Annotated in this window: 17 protein-coding genes; 6 read left to right on the forward strand and 11 right to left on the reverse strand. The window is 69.1% G+C overall.

Going from position 1 to position 19,647, the window contains the following annotated elements:
• Positions 1–32: 32 nt before the first annotated feature.
• The 4 genes from GOARA_RS03730 to GOARA_RS03745 all read right to left on the reverse strand — a co-directional run bounded on the left by GOARA_RS03730 (position 33) and on the right by GOARA_RS03745 (position 3,953).
• Complete coding sequence (locus GOARA_RS03730) at positions 33–893, reverse strand: L,D-transpeptidase family protein (RefSeq protein WP_007320957.1); 861 nt, start codon at positions 891–893, stop codon at positions 33–35.
• A gap of 246 nt (positions 894–1,139) precedes the next feature.
• On the reverse strand, positions 1,140–1,826 hold the full coding sequence (locus GOARA_RS03735; RefSeq protein WP_007320958.1) for a PIG-L deacetylase family protein: 687 nt from the start codon (positions 1,824–1,826) through the stop codon (positions 1,140–1,142).
• A 33-nt stretch (positions 1,827–1,859) separates the two neighbouring features.
• On the reverse strand, positions 1,860–3,254 hold the full coding sequence (locus tag GOARA_RS03740) for a class II fumarate hydratase (RefSeq protein ID WP_007320959.1): 1,395 nt from the start codon (positions 3,252–3,254) through the stop codon (positions 1,860–1,862).
• Between the two features lie 129 nt (positions 3,255–3,383).
• Positions 3,384–3,953 (reverse strand): Uma2 family endonuclease, encoded by a 570-nt coding sequence (locus GOARA_RS03745; protein ID WP_007320960.1) that lies wholly within the window; start codon positions 3,951–3,953, stop codon positions 3,384–3,386.
• A 109-nt stretch (positions 3,954–4,062) separates the two neighbouring features.
• Between GOARA_RS03745 and GOARA_RS03750 the strand changes: the two genes are divergently transcribed.
• Positions 4,063–4,338, forward strand: coding sequence for a DUF2191 domain-containing protein (locus GOARA_RS03750; RefSeq protein WP_007320961.1), 276 nt, complete (start codon positions 4,063–4,065; stop codon positions 4,336–4,338).
• Between the two features lie 7 nt (positions 4,339–4,345).
• Positions 4,346–4,768: a type II toxin-antitoxin system VapC family toxin gene (locus tag GOARA_RS03755; RefSeq protein ID WP_040521669.1), complete on the forward strand. Its 423-nt coding sequence runs from the start codon at positions 4,346–4,348 to the stop codon at positions 4,766–4,768.
• A gap of 10 nt (positions 4,769–4,778) precedes the next feature.
• Here the strand turns inward: GOARA_RS03755 and GOARA_RS03760 are convergent, their stop codons facing one another.
• Together GOARA_RS03760 and glpX are read right to left on the reverse strand one after the other, a co-directional pair.
• Positions 4,779–6,479, reverse strand: a complete 1,701-nt coding sequence (locus GOARA_RS03760) for a fumarate hydratase (protein WP_007320963.1) — start codon at positions 6,477–6,479, stop codon at positions 4,779–4,781.
• Positions 6,480–6,562: 83 nt separating this feature from the next.
• Positions 6,563–7,555 (reverse strand): class II fructose-bisphosphatase, encoded by a 993-nt coding sequence (glpX, locus tag GOARA_RS03765; protein WP_007320964.1) that lies wholly within the window; start codon positions 7,553–7,555, stop codon positions 6,563–6,565.
• A gap of 115 nt (positions 7,556–7,670) precedes the next feature.
• Here glpX and GOARA_RS03770 point away from each other — a divergent pair, with 115 nt between their 5' ends.
• A complete protein-coding gene (locus tag GOARA_RS03770; protein ID WP_040521670.1) occupies positions 7,671–8,276 on the forward strand; it encodes a DUF4245 domain-containing protein in 606 nt (201 codons plus the stop codon).
• Between the two features lie 13 nt (positions 8,277–8,289).
• Here GOARA_RS03770 and GOARA_RS03775 read toward each other — a convergent pair whose 3' ends face one another.
• Genes GOARA_RS03775 through GOARA_RS03785 form a run of 3 tightly spaced genes read right to left on the reverse strand, consistent with a single transcriptional unit; the run spans position 8,290 to position 10,527 of the window.
• A complete protein-coding gene (locus GOARA_RS03775; protein WP_007320966.1) occupies positions 8,290–8,517 on the reverse strand; it encodes an exodeoxyribonuclease VII small subunit in 228 nt (75 codons plus the stop codon).
• Complete coding sequence (xseA, locus tag GOARA_RS03780) at positions 8,514–9,749, reverse strand: exodeoxyribonuclease VII large subunit (RefSeq protein ID WP_007320967.1); 1,236 nt, start codon at positions 9,747–9,749, stop codon at positions 8,514–8,516. The genes GOARA_RS03775 and xseA overlap by 4 nt, the downstream gene beginning before the upstream one ends.
• A gap of 10 nt (positions 9,750–9,759) precedes the next feature.
• A complete protein-coding gene (locus GOARA_RS03785) occupies positions 9,760–10,527 on the reverse strand; it encodes a lipid droplet-associated protein (RefSeq protein ID WP_007320968.1) in 768 nt (255 codons plus the stop codon).
• Between the two features lie 70 nt (positions 10,528–10,597).
• Here GOARA_RS03785 and GOARA_RS03790 point away from each other — a divergent pair, with 70 nt between their 5' ends.
• Complete coding sequence (locus tag GOARA_RS03790) at positions 10,598–11,548, forward strand: 4-hydroxy-3-methylbut-2-enyl diphosphate reductase (RefSeq protein WP_007320969.1); 951 nt, start codon at positions 10,598–10,600, stop codon at positions 11,546–11,548.
• Between the two features lie 81 nt (positions 11,549–11,629).
• On the opposite strand, the gene mycP is transcribed toward GOARA_RS03790, so the two are convergent.
• Together mycP and eccD are read right to left on the reverse strand one after the other, a co-directional pair.
• A complete protein-coding gene (gene mycP / locus GOARA_RS03795; protein ID WP_040521626.1) occupies positions 11,630–13,009 on the reverse strand; it encodes a type VII secretion-associated serine protease mycosin in 1,380 nt (459 codons plus the stop codon).
• Entirely contained in the window at positions 13,003–14,433 is a 1,431-nt protein-coding gene (eccD, locus tag GOARA_RS03800; protein ID WP_040521628.1) for a type VII secretion integral membrane protein EccD, read from the reverse strand. Before eccD ends, mycP begins: the two co-directional genes overlap by 7 nt.
• Before the next feature lie 188 nt (positions 14,434–14,621).
• On the opposite strand from eccD, the gene GOARA_RS03805 reads away from it, so the two are divergent.
• Positions 14,622–18,668, forward strand: coding sequence for a type VII secretion protein EccC (locus tag GOARA_RS03805; protein WP_007320972.1), 4,047 nt, complete (start codon positions 14,622–14,624; stop codon positions 18,666–18,668).
• Positions 18,665–19,552, forward strand: a complete 888-nt coding sequence (locus GOARA_RS18825; protein ID WP_007320973.1) for a type VII secretion-associated protein — start codon at positions 18,665–18,667, stop codon at positions 19,550–19,552. Before GOARA_RS03805 ends, GOARA_RS18825 begins: the two co-directional genes overlap by 4 nt.
• Positions 19,553–19,647: the final 95 nt, after the last annotated feature.

The raw sequence follows: 19,647 nt of genomic DNA on the forward strand, positions 1-19,647 counted from the left end.
ATGTCGGGGTCTGATTCGTCCTGGTTCGGCGGCTAGCTCTGCGCGACCTTGCCCAATGCCTCCGGGATCAGGTTCAGCAGCGTCCCGGCGAGTCCGCCCAGAATGCCGTCGGCGGCACCGTTGGGGGAGCCGTTCTGCTCCTGCGGGCTCGCACCGCCCATGTCACCGGTCGGTGCTTGCGCGTTGACGCCGATGGTCATCTTCGGCGACTTCGCGGGATCGAGCCACTTCAGGATCTGGATCATCGACGCCTCGGGCACGGCGACGCAGCCGAGCGTCGGCTGGTTGTTGGTCACGTGCAGGAACATTGCCGACGCCTTGCCCGGTGTGCGGGCGGTGTTGTGGGCGATGTTGACCGCGTAGTCGTAGACGGGGCCCATGTTGTACAGGTTCTCCGCGTCGGAGCTGGGCTTTTCCTTCTTGGTGACCATGGTGTTGTAGGTGGGGGACTTCATGTCCGAGTCCCACCAGTCCTCGGCGGTCACCTTCTTGTACGGCATCTTGCTGCCCGGGTTCGCCTTGCGGCCGAACGCCTGGTCCAGTGCGAAGGTGCCGGACGGCGTGCGCGGCACGTTGTCCTTGGGTTCGCCCTGGCCCTGGGCGCCGAAGAACGCCTTGACGGGCTGCACGACGATCTTCCAGGTGCCGTTCGCCTCCTTCTCGTAGGCGGTCAGCGTCCCGGTGGTGTCGCTGGCGTTCTTGCCGGTGGCGACGATGAGCTGCGATGTCGGCGCGCCGGTCGGCGACGGGGTTCCGCCACCGGCGATCGCGTCGAGCACGCTGTTCAACGTCTGGTCCACCGACCCGTTGCCCGTACTCGGAGCCTGTGGCTGCGCACCCGCGACTGCGGGGACAGCCACGACGGCCGCGGACACGGCAGCAACGAGTCCCATTAGTCTCAAATTTCTCTGCAGTAACTTCAGCACCACTTCAGTGTGCCAGTAGAAATCGGTGGTTGAGTCACGTAACGGTTACGGTGACGCAAGGATCCGATCAAGCGCCGCCCCTCCGCCGAGTGGGCACCTGACCTTCGCCGAGTGGGCACCTGACCTTCGCCGAGTGGGCACCTGACCTTCGCCGAGTGGGCACCTGACCTTCGCCGAGTGGGCACCTGACCTTCGCCGAGTGGGCACCGTCCGCTAGCCGGTGGCGACCAATTCGAATCCGACAGCACGTCGCCCGCCGAAGTCGTCGCGGGCCTGGGTCGTCGCCTCGACCTGGTCGTACGCCTGCTTGCCGACCGGGGTATCCGGATCGAGGACCCGCAGGTATTCGCGGTGCTCGGCCAGCGATCGCACGGCCGCCTCGATGTCGGCACCGCCCACGGCGACGGCGTGCGTGGCTTGCGGGCTGTTCTCGAACAGCCAGCGCGGGCGCGGGCCGTCGAGTTCGGCGAAAGCCTGGCGGACCGCGGCCGCGAACTCCATGTGATCGCGCTGATTGGGCATGCCCGGACCCCATTCCGGCCCGCCGTAGGTGGCCAGCACGACGTCGGGCGCGACGCGGGAGATCGTCTCGGCGACCTTCGCGCGCAACTCGGGAGTGTTGAACACCTCGCTGTCGGGGAAGCCCCAGAACGTCACCTCGTCGACGCCGACCTCGGCGGCCGAGGCGATCTGCTCGCCCTCCCGCAGCGGCCCGCACTCTTCCGGAGGCATGCCTTCGATTCCGGCCTCGCCGCTCGTCGCGAGCGCGTAGACCACCCGTTTGCCCGCATGCGTCCAGCGATGCACGGCGGCGGCCATGCCGTATTCGGGATCGTCGGGGTGGGCGACGAGCACGAGTGCGGTCTGCCAGTCGTCGGGGAACTCCGCGATGTCGGCCATGGCCTCAGGCTAGGCCGAGTTGCGCCGGGTTCGTCAGCGTTCGCGGTCCAGGTTGGCCATCTTGAGCACGTCGAGCCGCTTGTCCAGCTCCTCGGTGGTCAGGTTATCGCCGATCAGCTCACGGTCGATCACCGTCTGCCGGATCGTCTTGCCTTCCTTCAGCGCCTGCTTGGCGACCGCGGCGGCCTCCTCGTAGCCGATGGCGCTGTTGAGCGGGGTGACGATCGACGGGGAACTCTCCGCCAGCGTGCGCAGCCGATCGGTGTTGGCGACCAGACCGCTGATGCAACGGTCGGCGAACAACCGCGAGACGTTGGTCAGCAACGTGATCGACTCGAGTACGTTGCGCGCCATCATCGGGATGTAGACGTTCAGCTCGAAGGCGCCGTTGCCGCCGCCCCAGGTGACCGCGGTGTCATTGCCGATAACCTGCGCGGCGACCTGCGTGGCCGCCTCCGGCAGCACCGGATTCACCTTGCCGGGCATGATCGAACTGCCCGGCTGCAGGTCTGGGAGCTGGATTTCGCCGAGCCCGGTGAGCGGGCCGGAGCCCATCCAGCGGATGTCGTTGGCGATCTTGGTGAGTGACACGGCGATCGTCTTGAGCTGTCCGGAGAGTTCGACGAGGCCGTCGCGCGCGGCCTGCGCCTCGAAGTTGTCCGCGGCCAGGCGCAGGGCATCGACGCCGGTGAGCTTGACCAGTTCGGCCGTCACCTTTGTGCCGAAGCCGTCGGGGGCGTTGAGCCCGGTGCCGACCGCGGTACCGCCGATCGGCAGTTCGCCGACGCGGGGAAGTGCCGACTGGACCCGTTCGATGCCGGCCTCGATCTGCCGGGCGTAGCCGCCGAACTCCTGCCCGAGGGTGACCGGAACCGCGTCCATCAGGTGGGTGCGGCCGCTCTTGACCACATCGCGCCATTCGTCGGCCTTGGCCGCCAGGGCCTTCCGCAGATGCTCGAGTGCCGGGATGAGACCGGTCACCGCGGCCTCGGTGGCGGCGACGTGCGTCGCGGTGGGGAAGGTGTCGTTGGAGGACTGCGACATGTTGACGTGATCGTTGGGATGAACGTCGACGCCGTTGGCTTTCGCGATCGACGCGATCACCTCGTTGGCGTTCATGTTCGAGCTGGTCCCCGACCCGGTCTGGAACACGTCGATGGGGAACTGGTCGTCGTGTTTGCCCTCGGCAATCTCGCTGGCGGCGGCGATGATGGCGTCGGCCTTCTCCGCGTCGAGCAGACCGAGGTCTTTGTTGACCTGTGCGCATGCCGCCTTGAGGAGTCCGAGCGCTCGGATTTGGGTGCGTTCGAGCGGGCGGTGGCTGATCGGGAAGTTCTCGACGGCCCGCTGGGTCTGGGCCCGCCACAGGGCGTCGACGGGCACTTTGACCTCGCCCATGGTGTCGTGTTCGATGCGGTACTCGGTCATCGTCGGCGCTCCTCCGTTCAACGATTAATTAGGTTGGCCTAACCCTACGCCGCTTGAATGATTGCCTTCCCCGGGCCCCGTTGAACCGTGCGGTCGTCGGTGGCCGCCTGCCGAGCGCCGACGGCCCCGCTAGCGGGTGGTGGCGACGAGCGCGGCGGGAACGAGTGAGATCGGGAACGGATCGGTCACCGTGAATTCGTCGTCGCCGGTGACCTCGGCGCTGCGGGTGTACTCGTCGTCGCGGAGTTCCCAGGCCGTTATGGAGGGGACGGCCGGGTCGACGGTCCAGTAGTGCGGGCAGCCGGCGCGGGCCAGCCGCTCCTTCTTCAGCAGCAGGTCGATCCCCCGCGTGGACGGCGAGAGCACTTCGATCGCCAGCAACGGTGGTCCGGGCAGGTCGCGTTCGGTGAGGTTGGCGTTGCGCGCGACGAGGACGTCGGGCTGGATCACCGTGTCGTTGGCCAGCACCACGTCGAAGGGTGCGGGCAACACTTCGGCGGTGTCGGGGCAGGCGTCGTAGATCGCGACGGACAGGCGCATCACCGCACGTTGATGACGAAGGATCGGGGCCGGACTCACGATCAGCACCCCATCGATGAGTTCGTAGCGGTGGCCGTCGTCGGGCATGAGGTCGAGGTCGTCACGCGTCAACGCCCGCCCGCGCGGCAAGCCCAGGACCTGGGTATTCATGGCAGTCATCGTACTCAAACCTCCGCGCTCCCTGGAACGAATCCGGGGCGCCGGCGTTCATTGTCGACGTCAACCCGCACGGATGCATATAGTCATATCGCGGCGTATGGTTAGACATATGAGAACCACGATCATCTTGCCGGATGGCCTGTATGAGCAAGTGAAGCGCACCGCGCGGGACGCCGATCAAACAGTCACCTCGCTGGTGGAGGAGGCCCTTCGACGCGAGTTGGAACGGCGATCGACGCCGGGGGCGCGACGGAAGAAGGTCGTGTTGCCGGAACCGTACGACCCCGGGCCGAACGGCGGGATGCGCCCAGGGCTCGACCCTGTCAAGACATCGGCACTGCTCGAAATCGGCGAAGAAGGGCTTCCAATCGAGAAGGTGCGCTGACGTGCAGATGCCCGACATCAACGTCCTGATCGGGGCGCTGCGGCAGGAGGCGGACCGTCACGTCGAGTTGCGTCAGTGGCTGCAGTCGGCGTTGGAATCCGACGAAACTCTGGCGCTGACTCCAGCCGTGGTCGCGGGATACATCCGGATTGTGACTAATCGACATATCTACGCTGCGCCCACGCCGCTGGCGGTCGCGCTGGCTCACATCGAATCGCTGCGTGCGAACAACGGGGTGGTTGACGTATTGCCGGGTCCGCGTCACTGGGAGATATTTGCCGGCCTGTGCCGCTCGGCCGATGCGAAAGGGCCCTTGATCTCCGACGCCGATCACGCTGCGACGGCGATCGAGCACGGCGCCACCTGGGTCACCCTCGACCGCGACTTCGCTCGGTTCCCCGGCCTCAAGTGGCAGGTGCCGGGCGGATGAGCTGCCGCGGCTAGCGCTCTTTCGACCGGATTCGCACGCCGCTGACCGGTACGCTGACGGTGCCCGACGGGTCGGTGAAGAAGTCGTTGCCCTTGTCGTCGACGACGATGAAGGCCGGGAAGTTTTCGACCTCGATCTTCCAGACCGCTTCCATGCCGAGTTCGGGGTACTCGATGACCTCCTGGCTCTTGATGCAGTCCAGTGCGAGGCGCGCGGCCGGGCCGCCGATCGAGCCGAGGTAGAAGCCGCCGTGGGTTCCGCACGCCTGGGTCACCTGCTTGGAGCGGTTGCCCTTGGCGAGCATGACCATCGAACCGCCGGCGGCTTGGAACTGCTCGACGTAGGAGTCCATCCGGCCGGCGGTGGTGGGCCCGAACGAGCCCGATGCCATGCCCTCGGGGGTCTTCGCCGGGCCGGCGTAGTACACGGGATGGTCGCGCAGATACTGCGGCATCGGCTCGCCGGCGTCGAGGCGCTCCTTGATCTTCGCGTGTGCGATGTCGCGGGCGACGACGAGCGGGCCGGTCAGCGACAGCCGTGTCTTGACCGGATACTTGCTGAGTTCGGCCAGGATCTCGGGCATCGGCCGGTTCAGGTCGATCTCGACGACCTGTCCGCCCTCGATGTCCTCGGCGACGCCGGCGTCGGGCATGTACTGCGCCGGGTCGGTCTCGAGCTGTTCGAGGAAGACGCCGTCGGCGGTGATCTTGCCCAGCGCCTGGCGGTCGGCCGAGCAGGACACGGCGATCGCCACCGGGCAGGATGCGCCGTGGCGCGGCAGGCGAATCACCCGGACGTCGTGGCAGAAGTACTTGCCGCCGAACTGTGCGCCGATCCCGAAGGACTGGGTCAGCTTGAAGACCTCTTCCTCCAGGTCGCGGTCCCGGAAGCCGTGCCCGGCCATCGACCCTTCCGACGGCAGCGTGTCGATGTAGTGCGCCGACGCATACTTGGCCGTCTTGAGCGCGAACTCTGCCGAGGTGCCGCCGATGACGACGGCGAGGTGATACGGCGGGCAGGCCGCGGTTCCCAGCGAGCGGATCTTCTCGTCGAGGAACTCCAGCAGCCGCTGGGGGTTCAGGATCGCCTTGGTCTCCTGGAACAGGAACGACTTGTTCGCCGATCCGCCGCCCTTGGCCATGAACAGGAACTTGTACTCCGGTCCCTTGGGCCCCTGCTCCGTCGCGTAGATCTCGACCTGCGCGGGGAGATTGGTGCCGGTGTTCTTCTCGTCGTAAACGGTGAGCGGCGCGAGTTGCGAATAGCGCAGGTTCAGCTTCGTGTACGCGTCGTAGACGCCGCGCGAGATGGCCTCGGCGTCGTCGACGCCGGTCAATACACCCTCGGCCTTCTTGCCCATGACGATCGCCGTGCCGGTGTCCTGGCACATCGGCAGCACGCCGCCAGCCGAGATGTTGACGTTCTTGAGCAGGTCGAGCGCGACGAAGCGATCGTTACCCGACGCTTCCGGGTCGTCGATGATCCTGCGCAACTGCCGCAGATGCGCGGGTCGCAGGTAGTGGCTGATGTCGTGCATCGCCTCCGCGGTGAGGCGCGTAATGGCCTCCGGATCGACCTTGAGGAACCGCTGTCCGTCGACCTCGAAGGTCGATACGCCCTCGGTGGTGACAAGACGGTAGGGCGTCTCGTCGGGACCGATGGGGAGCAGGTCTGAATACAGGAAATCCGGAGCTTGGGCTGATGGGCTCACAGGGAGCAATCGTACTTCCCGCCCACTCTGACCTGCGGGTTAGTCAAACCTAACCTCGGTTGTTCGAGGTGTTCGGCGTCTGCCTAGACGTCGATGCGCGCGTACTCCCGCAGCTTTGAGGTGCGGTGGAAGCTCTCGATGCGGCGGATCGTGCCCGACTTCGAGCGCATCACCAGCGAGCGGGTCGTCGCACCGTTGGCCCGGTAGGACACGCCGCGCAGCATGTCGCCGTTGGTGACGCCGGTGGCGGCGAAGAAGGTGTTCTCGCCGCGGACGAGGATGTCGGTGGTGAGCACCTTGTCCAGGTCGTGACCGGCCGCGATGGCTTTGGCCTTCTCCTCGTCGTCGCGCGGCCAGAGCTTGCCCTGGATCTCACCGCCCATGCACTTCATGGCGACCGCGGTGATGATGCCCTCGGGGGTGCCGCCGACGCCCATCAGAAGGTCGACCGAGCTGGTGTCGTCGGCCGCGGCGATCGCGCCGGCCACGTCGCCGTCGGAGATGAGCCGGACCTTGGCTCCGGCGGCGCGGATCTGAGCGATGAGGTCCACGTGGCGCGGGCGGTCCAACACGACGACGGTCAGGTCGGCGACCTCGATGCCCTTCGCCCCGGCGACGGACTTGATGTTCCACTCGACCGGCTTGGTGATGTCGATGTGGCCCTTGCCCTCGGGGCCGACGCAGATCTTGTCCATGTAGAACACCGCGGACGGGTCGTACATCGTGCCGCGCTCGGAGACGGCGATGACCGCGATCGAGTTGGGGCGTCCCTCGGCCATCAGCGTGGTGCCGTCGATCGGGTCGACCGCGACGTCGCAGTCGGGTCCGTCGCCGTCGCCGACCTCCTCGCCGTTGTAGAGCATCGGAGCCTCGTCCTTCTCGCCCTCACCGATGACGACGACACCGCGCATGGAGACCGTGGAGAGGAGTTCGCGCATCGCGTCGACGGCCGCACCGTCGCCGCCGTTCTTGTCGCCGCGTCCCGCCCATCGTCCGGCGGCCAGGGCGGCGGCCTCGGTCACGCGGACCAGTTCCATCGCCAGGTTGCGGTCGGGGGCTTCATGGGTTCCGGACATGGATGCGCCTCTCGTGGCTCGACAGCGTCGTCGAGGTGGGGTCGAGCAATGTGGATATGTCTATCTTTTCATGGCGCCCGACGGCGCCGTGCACCTCACCTGGGATACTGGCGCCATGGCTGACAAACCGCGCATCCTGAACAGCAGCAAGGACATGATCTGGACGCTGCTCGCGTTGCTGGTGCTCGTCGCGCTGGTGGTGATCTCCTCGCGCAACTGTTCGGTCGGGCTCACCGGCACCGCCGCCGACGACAGGATTCCGCCGTTCGACGTGAGCGCGGCGTTGCGCGCGGATGCCATGTCGATGCCGTTCCCGATCCGCCAGCCGGCCCTTCCGTCGAACTGGAAGCCCAATTCGGGGACCAGCGGCGACGTGGCGGGATCCCGCGTCAGCACGGTCGGGTGGGTCACTCCCACCGGCTACTACCTCGGGTTGTCGCAGACCAGCGCAACCGAGTCGGCGCTGCTCCCGACGCTGAACCCGAACGTCGACAAGGATGGTCCGCTGGCCGGCACCGGGAGTCGCGAGATCGAAGGGCGCAAGTGGGTCACGTACGTGACCGGGGACCGCCTGGCCCCCAGCGACGGCGCCCGCAAGGTGTGGGTCGCCGATTTCGGCGACGTGCGGATCGGATTGTCGGGCAAGGCGTCCGAAGCCGACTTCACCACGCTCGCCAGGGCCGTCGTGCAGGCGAAACCCTTGCCGTCGGGTCGGCGATAGCCGGCTAGCGCGACTATTCCTCGTCGTCGGGGTTGAGAACCGCTTCGATCCGCTCGCGCGCGCCGTCGAGGTGCTCTTCGCAGCGCGTTGCCAGCGCTTCGCCCCGCTCCCAGAGCTTCAGGGAGGTGTCCAGGTCGAGGCCGCCCTGCTCCAGTGCGCCGACCACCTCGACGAGTTCGTCGCGGGCCTGCTCGTAGCCCAACTCGGCGACCGGGGTCCACGACGACGGATCGATGCTCACGGCGTACCTTCCTGTTCCTGTTCGGTGACCCGCGCGCCGACGGCGCCGTCGGCGACGCGGATCCGCAGCCGCGCACCGTCGGGCAGGTCGGCCACTTCGCGCGCGACGCGGGAGCCGTCGTCGAGATTCTGCACGATCGCATAGCCGCGGGCGAGTGTTTGCGCCGGTCCCAGCGTGGCCAGGCGGGCGGCGAGATGCTCGTGCCGATGGTCTTCCTTCTCGACGAGCCGGGCGATGTCGCGACGCAGATCCGCGCGATGCCGCTCGACCGCGCCGACGTGGGCGTCGACGAGCCGTAACGGATCGGCCAGCGCCGGACGGGCGCGCAGACCGTCGACGATGTGGCGTTCGCGCTGCACCCAGTTCCGCAACGCTCCAGCGCTGCGGCGGCGCATCGTCGCGATGCCCGCCAGTTCGGCGGCGACGTCGGGCACGACGCGCTTGGCGGCGTCGGTCGGCGTGGCAGCGCGCAGGTCGGCGACGAAATCGAGCAGCGGATTGTCCGGCTCGTGTCCGATCGCGCTGATCACCGGGGTGGTGCAGGCCGACACCGCCCGCAGCAACTGCTCGTCGGAGAACGGCAGCAGGTCTTCGGTCGACCCGCCGCCGCGGGCGATGATGATGACGTCGATGTCGGGATCGTCGTCCAGGATCTTCAGTTCGCCGAGGATGCGGGGAACCGCCGACGGACCCTGCACAGGGGCGTCACGGACGGTGATCCGCGCCGTCGGCCAGCGGGACCGTGCGATGGTGACGACGTCATGGCTGGCCGCGGAGGCGCGACCGCTGATCAGGCCGATGCCGCGCGGCAGAAACGGCAGTGGGCGCTTGCGGCGCGCGTCGAACAGGCCCTCGGCGGCCAAGAGCTGGCGGAGGCGCTCGATGCGGGCCAGCAGCTCGCCGATGCCGACCGCCCGGATCTCGGTGACCCGCAATGAGATCGTGCCGCGCCCGGTGTAGAACGACGGACGGCCGCACATGATGACTCGGGTGCCGTCGACGAGGGGCACGGGCGAGCGGTCGATGACCTCCGGCGGGCAGGTGACCGTCAGCGACATGTCCGCCGCCGGATCGCGCAGCGTGATGAAGGCCGTTCTGGTGCCCGGCCGCCGGGACAGCTGGGTGATCTGTCCCTCCACCCAGATCTGTCCGAGCCGGTGGATCCACTCCGCGATCTTGACGTTGACCGTGCGGACCGGCCACGGCTCTTCTGCGGAGTTGGCGGAGGCCACCGCGGAGGCGCTAGCGGTCGGACTTCGCGGCGATGCGGTTCTCCAGCATCGTCAGGAACGGGGTGCGGTTGCGGGCGTCGCGCTCGTAATCGGCGAGGGTCCGCAGGTCCTCGACATCGACGCTTCGAATCTTGGCGCGCAGCTGGGCCAGCGTCAGGTTGTCGTAGTCGAGGAATTCGGCGACCTCGGGCACCGGGCCCGACGGCTTCTTCTTTGCCGGAGCCGATTCGATCGTCTCCGGAACGTTCGGCACCGAGCTGTAGAGCGCGAACCGGCCGGCCGAGGCGTCGGTCGCGGACTCGTCCTTGATCGGCGCCTTGGCGGGTGCGGCCTTCTTCGCCGGAGCCTTCTTCGCCGCGGCCTTCTTGGCGGGCGCCTTTTTCGCCGGAGCCTTCTTGGCCGGTGCTTTCTTGGCGGGCGCCGCTGCCTCGGCTTCGGCCGGTGCCGGCTTCGGTTCGGCGGTCGCCGGAGCCTTGGTAGCGGGGGCGCCGCGAGGTTCAGCCGCGGGCAGCGCCGGTGCGGTCGCGGGGGCCTCGTCCTCGTCGAAGACGGCCCATGCGGGCTGCTCCTCCGGTTTGTCGAAGAGGTTCTCCAGCGCGGCGTCGCCCTTGATGACGAGTTCGGCGAGATTCTGCTGGAACCGCATGCCCGCCTGAACGGCGTTGCTGACCGCGGTCATCGGCAGCGTGACCAGCTGCGTCGGCAGCTTGCGGGTCTCTTCGAGGGCAGTGACGATCAGGCCGGCGGCCAGGCGCGCCGTGTACGGAGCGTGCTTCATACCTCAACTCTGCCACATCGGCCAACTGCACGTTTAGCCACCGGGCGCTCGAGTCCGTACCCTAGGAGCCATGTCCTCCAAGCGTGTCCTGCTCGCCGAGCCGCGCGGCTACTGCGCCGGCGTCGACCGGGCCGTCGAGACCGTCGAACGTGCTCTCGACAAGCACGGTGCCCCGGTATACGTCCGGAAGGAGATCGTGCACAACCGCCACGTCGTCGACACGCTCTCCGAGCGCGGTGCCGTGTTCGTCGGTGAAACCGACGAGGTGCCCGAGGGGGCGATCGTCGTCTTCTCCGCCCACGGGGTGTCCCCGGCCGTCCATGCGTCGGCCGAGCAGCGCAATCTGAGGACCATCGACGCGACGTGTCCGCTGGTCACGAAGGTGCATCAGGAGGCGAAGCGGTTCGCCCGCGACGACTACGACATCCTGCTCATCGGCCACGAAGGTCACGAGGAGGTCGAGGGCACCTCCGGTGAGGCGCCCGAGCACATCCAGATCGTCGACGGCCCCGATCACGTCGACGACGTGCAGGTCCGCGACGGGGCCCCGGTCGTGTGGCTCTCGCAGACGACACTCTCGGTCGACGAGACGATGGAGACGGTCAAGCGCCTGCGCGAGAAGTTCCCGCAGCTGGAGGACCCGCCCAGCGACGACATCTGCTACGCCACCCAGAACCGCCAGGTCGCGGTCAAGGCGATGGCCAAGCACTGCGAACTCGTGATCGTCGTCGGCTCGAAGAATTCGTCGAACTCGGTTCGGCTGGTCGAGGTGGCGCTGCAGAACGGTGCATCGAACGCCTACCTGGTCGACTATGCCCGCGAGATCGACCCGGCATGGCTCGAAGGCGTGTCGACGGTGGGCGTGACGTCGGGGGCATCGGTGCCCGAGGTCCTGGTCCGCGGCGTGCTCGACCTGCTCGCCGAGCACGACTACGACTCCGTCGAGACGATCAACACCGCCGAAGAGACGCTGACGTTCGCCCTGCCTCGCGAACTGCGCCCGGCGCGCACCGCCAAGTAACAGCAAACCCAGCAGTCCGGGACAAACCCAGCACCTTTTCGGTGTCGGGTTTGTCCCGGAGTCCTGGGTTTGCGAGGTCGGCTAGAGCCCGTCGTCGAACGGTGTGATCCGGTGTCGTGATCGCAGGCAGCCCGACATCACGGCCAACGCCACGACCAGCGCTATCGCGCCCCCGACGGCGACGATCGACGGAATCGAGCTGCGCGCGGGCGCGGATGGGGCTGGGCGGAACCGCACCGCGGCGACACCCTCCGACGCCGGGATTTCGGCGGTCAGCGCCGCGAGCGGGTCGATCAGGCCGTGTCCGACGCGCGCATCCGGGACGTCGCCGTGCCCGGTCGCCGTCGCGGTGATCCGCTTCATGACCGCGTGGGCGTCGAGTTCGGGGTGGCGGGCGCGCACCAGAGCGACCGTCCCGGCGACGTAGGCCGCGGCGAAGCTCGTGCCGCTGATGGGCACCGCGCCGTCGGAGCCGCTGATTCCGCTGACCAGCCCAGATCGCCCGGGGCGGGAATCCAGGCTGGTGAGGTCGGTACCCGGTGCCGCGATGCTCACCCACGGGCCCGCCAGACTGAACGGGGACGGCGCCCCGGTCGTCGAATCCACCGAGGCAACGGTGAGAACGTAGTCGGAGAACCAGGCCGGCGTCGCCACGGTTCGCACCGCTGACCACCGCTGCGCGCGACTCGACGTCGGGTTCTGCTCCCGGCACCCGCCCTCGCCGCTGACGTTCCCGGCGGCGACCACCACGACGACGTTGCGGTCGACGGCGTGGCGCAGGGCCGCCCCGAGCCCGGCGTCGCCGAGTGCCGAACGAGCGGCCGACGGCGAGCAGGCCACCTCGGAGATGTTGACGACGGTGGCGCCGAGTCGCACCGCCCGCATCACCGCTGCCGCCAGGCTCGCGACCGAGCCGTATCCGCTGCCGACCGTCGCCTCGGTGCGGTCGTCGGCGCGGCGTGCCGGCGAGAATGCCGCACTGGACTGGCGGATGGAGATGAGCGCGACGTCCGGGGCCAGCCCGACGAAGCCGTCGGCGCCGCCGGGCCGCGCGGCGATGAGCCCCGCGACCAAGGTGCCGTGCGCGTCGCAATCGTCGCGTCCGCCGCGTGCGGTGACGTAATCGCCGCCGTCGCGCACGGCCGGGAGCCGCGGATGCGGGGTGACGCCGGTGTCGATGATCGCGACGGTCTGCCCGCGTCCGGTGCTGATGCGGTGCAGCCGGTCGATGTCGAGCAGTGCGCGCACCGCGCGCGTCGCCGGGGTGACTCGCGACGACGCGACCGGGACGGCGCAGCGGGTCCGCTGCTCCGCGCGCCCCGGCGGTCCGGCCTCGTCGGGCGGCGCGACGAAAGCCACGGCCGGGGGACCGAACGGATTGGCCCCGACCGGAGCCGTCCCCATCATCGTCGTCGCCGCCCAGCAGGCCGCGAGGAGCAGCGCGGACGACCGCCTCACCATGCCTCCCGAATCATCCGGTAGACCTCCATCGCCCACAGCAGCAAGGGAAGCAGCACGACGAGCAGTCCGTACTCGGCAAGTTCGGCGGCCCGGCGTTGCAACGGCGAGAACGTGCGCCCCGCCGCCCATCCACCGATCGCCAGGGCGGTCGCCGCGACGGCAAGGGCGGCGGCCGCCGTCGGCAGCGGAAGTGACGGGGCGTCGAGTGTCACCGCTCCGACGATGGTTGCGGTCAGGTACCCGAGCAGCGCCGCCGCGCCGCTGCCGACGAGCGCCGCGGCCTGCGCGAGGTCGGTGTGGGACCGTCCCCGCAGTACCAGCGCGAGTGCGACCCCGATGCCGATGGTCGTGAACCGCCAGTCGGGCGGGTCGATGCCCGTGATCGTCACCGCGATCGCCGCGACCGATGCGGCGCCCAGGCACAGGCCCGCCAGGCATTGCCGGGCGTGCTCGGCTCGACCGACCAGCGCGTCGAGATCGGGCAGGGCGCTCAGCGAGATGGCGTCGACGGCGTCGATCGTGGGCAGCAGCGGCGTCTCGACCGGCTCGAACGGCTCGCCGGGCGACGGCACCGGCGGCAGCGGGATCTTCGCGAGCACGACGGTCAACCGTGGTGCCGCGAGCACCACCAGCAGGGCGACGACGGCGATCAACGCCGCCGCGGGGGCACGGCTCATACCCGCCAGGCAGACTGCCGCTGTCGCCGCGGCCAGGCAGCCGGCCGTGATGGCGGCGAGGTGGGCGACCGGTGCGATCCTGGTGTAGCGCAACGTGATCGCGGCCGAGGTGCTCGCCGCCGCGGCTGCCAGCAGCGCGTTCGCCGCGCCCGGGCCGCCCGGCACGACGACGAAACCCGCGGCGGCCGACAGCGTCGCCGACATCACGCACAGCGCTGTGGGTATCGGGCTCCTCACGCGTGCGCGCCCGGCGAACAACGCGGCGGCGAGCAAGGCCACGGCGCCGAGCACCGCGACGGCCGTCGCGACGTGCTGGCCGCCCGGCGTCGCGCAGAACCGCGCGACCGCCAGCCCGACGGCAGCGACGACGGTCGCGCAGGCCGCCGTCGCCGCCGCAGCGATACCCGCCGTCTCCGGTGACCACGAGCGGTGACGCGCATCGGCCAGCTCGGCGAGCGCGTCGAGTGTGTCGTCGACGAGCACCGCGGGCTCCTCGGCCGGGCCTTCCCGCAGCACCAGCCAGGTCCCGTCGTCCACACCCGCCTCGCGCAGCGTGTGGTGCGGCGCAAGGGCGTCACCGCCCAATGGGCTCAACGTCCACTCGAACGGTGGCCCGGCGATGTCCGGAGGTCCGGCCAGTCGGTCCACCAACTCATCCAGAAAATCGGTGATCGGAAGATCGGACGGCAAACCGACGTCGATGCTCGACTCAGGTCCGACGACGGAAACACGTGCCCATGCGGTCATGGATCATCCCCCCAGATGAAACTCCCCTTGGCCGACGGGTTTACCAGCGAGCCGACGAGTGCGGAGGGGAAACCGGCAAATCGCGCTCGCCGATTCGCCACCGCCGGGCGGGGCCGGGCGCTACTGTGCCGACAGACCGGGGCGCGCGGGGGAGCGCGACCTCGGCCGTCTGAGATCTGGGGGGATCGATGGCTGTATCGACGCGTCCGTTCGTGCGCGAGGCTCGTATCGCACCGCCGCCGGCTCCCGGCGGTGACGTGGATCTTGTTGCACCGCCGGAGGTTTCGCGGCCCGTGCCCAATGGGCTGGCGGCTGCGGCCCTGCCCGCGCTGATGGTTGTGGCCGTCGTCGGGATGATCGCGCTGATGTTCGTCACCGGAGGCCGGTCCGTCTTGGCCAATCCGCTCTTCCTGATGTTCCCGATGATGATGCTCATGTCGATGTTCGGCATGTTCGCCACCGGTGGCCGGGGCAATGGCAAACGGGCGGCCGAACTCGGGGCCGAGCGGCGCGACTACTTCCGCTACCTGGCGCAGCTGCGCGGGCAGGTCAGCAGCACCGTCGACGAGCAGTCGGCCGCGCTGCGGTGGAGCCACCCGGCACCGACCGCCCTGAGCAGGATGGTCGGATCGCGGCGCATGTGGGAGCGTCGGCACAGCGATCCCGACTTCGCCCACCTGCGCGTCGGCGTCGGATCTCAGCGCCTCGCGACCCGGCTCGTCCCCGCGGAGATGGCGCCGCCGGAAGATCTGGAGCCCGTCGCGATGGTCGCGTTACGGCGCTTCCTGCGCGCCCACGCCGCGGTCCACCGATTGCCGATCGCGGTGTCGATGCGCGGGTTTCCGGTCGTCGCCGTCGACGGTCCGGCCGATTCCGCACGTGCGCTGGTGCGGGCCATGCTCGTTCAGCTCGCGGTGTGGCACGGGCCCGACCAAGTGCGTATCGCGATCGCGGCTCACCCCGATCGGTGGACCGACTGGGATTGGATCAAGTGGCTGCCGCACGCCGCCCGGCCGGACCGGCCAGAGGACGACGCGCACCTAGGAGCGCCACCGCTCCTGGTCGAATCCCTGCACGAGGTCGAGACCGAACTCGCAGGCGAACTGACTCAGCGCACGCGCTTCACGCGCGGCGAGCCGGGGACCAGCGCGTTGCCGCACGTCCTGATCGTGCTCGACGGCGGACGGGTGACCGGCGACGAACGTCTCGCGGGGGAGGCGGGCATCGACGGAGTCGCGATCTGCGCTCTCGACGGCGCCCTGGCGAGGGTGGCCAGTCGCCGCGGCCTGTCGCTGGAGCTGGTCGGCACGTCGCTGGCAGCCCGTACAGCACTCGGCGTCGAGGAGTTCGCGGTCGCCGATCAGTTGAGCATCGGGCAGGCCGCGGCGTGTGCGCGACGATTGGCCGCGTACCGGCCGTCGACGCAGTTGCGGGCCCTCGTCGACCTGGACGACGCGGCCGCCGCGACCGACCCTGGGCTGGCCGAACTTCTCGACATCGACGACGCGCGGGATTTTGATCCGACGACCCGGTGGCGGCGTCGGGTCGGACGGGAGCGATTGCGCGTGCCGATCGGCTATACGCCCGACGGCAGTGCCGTCGAACTGGATCTCAAGGAGAGCGCCCACGGCGGCATGGGGCCGCACGGGCTGTGCGTCGGCGCCACCGGCTCGGGGAAGTCGGAACTGTTGCGGACCCTGGTGCTCGCCCTGATGGCCACGCACTCGCCCGACGAACTCAACCTGGTTCTCGTCGACTTCAAAGGCGGTGCGACGTTCCTCGGGCTGGAACGCAGCCGCCACGTCGCGGCCGTCATCACCAACCTGGAGCAGGAACTCGCGCTGGTCGACCGGATGGCCGATGCGTTGCGCGGCGAACTGAACCGGCGTCAGGAACTGCTGCGCTCGGCGGGGAACTTCGCCAACGTCACCGAGTACGAGCAAGCGCGTGAGTCGGGCGCCGCATTGCCGCCGCTGCCGGCGTTGTTCGTCGTCGTCGACGAGTTCTCCGAGTTGCTCGCCCAGAAGCCGGACTTCGCGGAGCTGTTCGTCGCGATCGGACGGCTGGGCCGCTCGCTGCACATTCACCTGCTGCTGGCGTCGCAGCGCCTGGAAGAGGGCAAGCTGCGCGGACTCGATTCGCACCTGTCGTACCGGATCGGGCTGAAGACGTTCTCCGCGAACGAATCGAGGTCAGTGCTGGGCGTGCCCGACGCGTACCACCTGCCCAACGTGCCTGGCTCGGCGTATCTCAAATGCGACTCCGACGCGCCGCGCCGGTTCAACACCTGTTACGTCTCGGGGCCGGTGGTCGACGAGGCTGCCGCCGTGGCCGATCCGGCGTCGGCGGCCCGGGTCGGTCGCCGACGGAACGGCTGGGTGCTTGACTTCACCGCCATTCCGCCGACCGTGCCCACAATCTCGCCGACCGTGCCCACAATCTCGCCGACCGTGCCCACAATTCCGCCGACCGTGCCCACAATCTCGCCGACCGTGCCCACCCGCGCGGATGAGCCCACCGCCCGACGCTCCGGACCATCCCTGCTGGACCTCCTCGTCGACCGCATGGCCGGATACGGTTCGTACGCGCACGAGGTGTGGCTGCCGCCGCTGGACGAAGCACCACTCCTGGGCGACCTCGTCGAACCGCTACCCGCGGAGATGACGGGAATCACCGGTGCGCTGCGCTTGCCGATCGGCATCGTCGACCGCCCGTACGACCAGCGTCGAGAGCTCCTCGTCGTCGATCTCTCCGGTGCCGCGGGGAACGTGGCGATCGTCGGCGGACCTCAGTCGGGCAAGTCGACGGCCGTGCGCACGCTCATCGCCGCCGCCGCACTGACGCACGCCCCGGCGCAGGTGCAGTTCTACTGTCTCGACTTCGGCGGTGGCGGACTGGCCGGACTCGGCGGGTTGCCGCACGTCGGATCGGTCGCCACCCGTTCCGATCCCGAGCGGATCCGCCGGACGCTCGCCGAGGTCCGGGCGATCATGGCGCGGCGCGAGGAGATCTTCGCGCGCCTCGGCGTCGAATCGATGCGCGACTATCGCGCGCGCCGCGAACCCCACGGGACGGATCCGAGCGATCCGCACGGCGACGTCTTCCTGGTCATCGACGGTATCGGGGTGCTCCGCGAGGAGTACGAGGAACTGGAGGCGGCGCTGGGGTCAATCGCTCTCGGCGGACTGTCCTACGGTGTGCACGTCGTCGTGACGGGCACCCGGTGGGCACAAATCCATCCGTCGGTTCGCGACCTCCTCGGCTCGCGCGTCGAGCTGCGCCTCGGCGATCCGCTCGACTCGGAAATGGACCGCCAGGGTGCCGACTCGGTACCGGTCAACCGGCCGGGTCGGGGCATTACCGCCGAGGGCCTCCATCTGCTCGTCGCACTGCCCGCGCTGACCGCCGACGGAGGTGCGGGCGAACTCGTCGAGGTGGTCGCGGAACAACATCCCGGCCAACCAGCCCCGCCGGTGCCGCTACTGCCCGCCGACCTGGACCTCGGTGAACTGCGCCTCCGACTCGCGTCGGCCGGTGCCGTCCTCCCGCCGGGAGTCGTGCCGATCGGCGTCGGAGAAGAGGACCTGGCCCCGGTACTGCTCGACCTCAGGGCGCGGCCACATCTGATGGTCTTCGCCGACGTCGAGCACGGCAAGACCAGTGTGCTGGCGACGTTGGCGTCGGGATTGGTCGAGGGAGCGACTCCGGACGAGGCCAAGCTGGTCGTCGTCGACTATCGGCGCACGATGCTCGGCCAGGTGCCTGATTCGCACCGTGCGGGCTATGCGAGTTCGGCGGCTTCGGCGGGGCCGCTGATGATGGAGCTGGCGACGCTGCTGGAGGGCAGGCTGCCGCCCGAAGACATCACGCCCGAGCGACTGGCCGCGCGGGATTGGTGGTCGGGGCCGGACGTGTACCTGTTCGTCGATGACTACGACATGGTCGCGACCAGTTCGGGTAACCCGCTCCTCGTCCTCGTCGACCTACTGCCCAGTGCTCGTGACATCGGCTTTCACGTGATCTTGGCTCGCCGTTCCGGCGGCGTGTCGCGGGCGTTGTTCGACCCGGTGATCGCCCGGTTGCGCGACCTGTCCACCGACACGCTGCTGATGAGCGGCGACCGCGACGAGGGATACATCGTCGGTCAGACGCGGATGAGCCGCCGGATTCCCGGTCGCGGCGAGTTCGTGACCCGCACGGGCAGCGAGGTCATTCACGTGGCGAGGCAGTCGTGAGTCGGCCGCTGGCCATCGCGCGCAGTCATGCCGACGCCGGTGTGCGGGCATTGCTCGTCGTCGCGACGGATGGGCGCGAGTGGGCGGTGCATCGGGTCGCCGGTGCCGGGGCCGAGTCGGTGACGACGTTGCTGCGTGGATCCGTCGACCACGTTGTCGGTGGACTGGCCGCGCTGTTGTCGGGAATCGACCTGGTCGTCATCGACGCCCCGTCCGACTGTTCTCGCTTTGCGATGCGCCGCGTCGCCTCGGTGGTCGGCCCGGTTCGGCTGCTGGCGGTCGACCGGTCGCTGCTCAACCGATTCGGAGCGCACCGGCCGTTGCCGCCCATCGGCCCGGTCATCGTGCCCTTCAGTAGACGGCGGGTCAGACGGTGGCCGGCAGCCGTCGCGGTGGTGACGGTCGCGGTGGGGATCGTCGGCGGTGTCCTGATATGGCCGAAACCGGCGGCGACGACCGCGCTCGTCGACATCGGGGGAGTGCGCATCGACGTCCCCGGCGACTGGCGCCGCACCGACCTGGCCGGGGAGCCGGCGCCGCGCGCGGCTTTCGTCGAACCGGAAACCGGCAGCCGGATCGTCGTGGCGGTCAGCCCGCTACGGGCTGACGCGACCATCGAATCGGTGGCAGCGAGCCTGGGGGAGCGGATCAAGCAGCGCGGCGACGATGCGGTCAGCGAGTTCGCCGAGCGCGCGATGTTCGCGGGGCAGATGGTCGTGGCCTATCGCGAGACACCCGACTCCGGGGCTCCGATCCGCTGGTACGTCCGCGTTCTTCGACTGCCGGAGCAGGGGCAGCGCCAGGTCAGCGTCGGATGTCAGGATGCCGGCTCGCCGCGTCTGGAGCAGGCGTGCCGGCGAGCGGTTGCTGTTATTCGCGCCTAGCGGTGGGCACGGTCGGCGGGATTCTGGGCACGGTGGGCAGAAATGTGGGCACGGTGGGCGGGATTCTGGGCACGGTGGGCAGAAATGTGGGCACG

Source organism: Gordonia araii NBRC 100433 (assembly GCF_000241265.1).
GTDB classification, from domain to species: domain Bacteria; phylum Actinomycetota; class Actinomycetes; order Mycobacteriales; family Mycobacteriaceae; genus Gordonia; species Gordonia araii.

Excerpts from the sequence above, each read along its gene's own strand:
- GOARA_RS03755 (WP_040521669.1), top strand. The coding sequence starts at position 4,346 with ATGCCCGACATCAACGTCCTGATCGGGGCGCTGCGGCAGGAGGCGGAC.
- GOARA_RS03790 (WP_007320969.1), top strand. The coding sequence starts at position 10,598 with ATGTCCTCCAAGCGTGTCCTGCTCGCCGAGCCGCGCGGCTACTGCGCC.
- GOARA_RS03730 (WP_007320957.1), bottom strand. The coding sequence starts at position 893 with ATGGGACTCGTTGCTGCCGTGTCCGCGGCCGTCGTGGCTGTCCCCGCA.
- GOARA_RS03745 (WP_007320960.1), bottom strand. The coding sequence starts at position 3,953 with ATGACTGCCATGAATACCCAGGTCCTGGGCTTGCCGCGCGGGCGGGCG.
- eccD (WP_040521628.1), bottom strand. The coding sequence starts at position 14,433 with ATGACCGCATGGGCACGTGTTTCCGTCGTCGGACCTGAGTCGAGCATC.
- GOARA_RS03805 (WP_007320972.1), top strand. The coding sequence starts at position 14,622 with ATGGCTGTATCGACGCGTCCGTTCGTGCGCGAGGCTCGTATCGCACCG.
- GOARA_RS03735 (WP_007320958.1), bottom strand. The coding sequence starts at position 1,826 with ATGGCCGACATCGCGGAGTTCCCCGACGACTGGCAGACCGCACTCGTG.
- GOARA_RS03750 (WP_007320961.1), top strand. The coding sequence starts at position 4,063 with ATGAGAACCACGATCATCTTGCCGGATGGCCTGTATGAGCAAGTGAAG.
- GOARA_RS03740 (WP_007320959.1), bottom strand. The coding sequence starts at position 3,254 with ATGACCGAGTACCGCATCGAACACGACACCATGGGCGAGGTCAAAGTG.
- GOARA_RS03785 (WP_007320968.1), bottom strand. The coding sequence starts at position 10,527 with ATGAAGCACGCTCCGTACACGGCGCGCCTGGCCGCCGGCCTGATCGTC.
- GOARA_RS03770 (WP_040521670.1), top strand. The coding sequence starts at position 7,671 with ATGGCTGACAAACCGCGCATCCTGAACAGCAGCAAGGACATGATCTGG.
- glpX (WP_007320964.1), bottom strand. The coding sequence starts at position 7,555 with ATGTCCGGAACCCATGAAGCCCCCGACCGCAACCTGGCGATGGAACTG.
- mycP (WP_040521626.1), bottom strand. The coding sequence starts at position 13,009 with ATGGTGAGGCGGTCGTCCGCGCTGCTCCTCGCGGCCTGCTGGGCGGCG.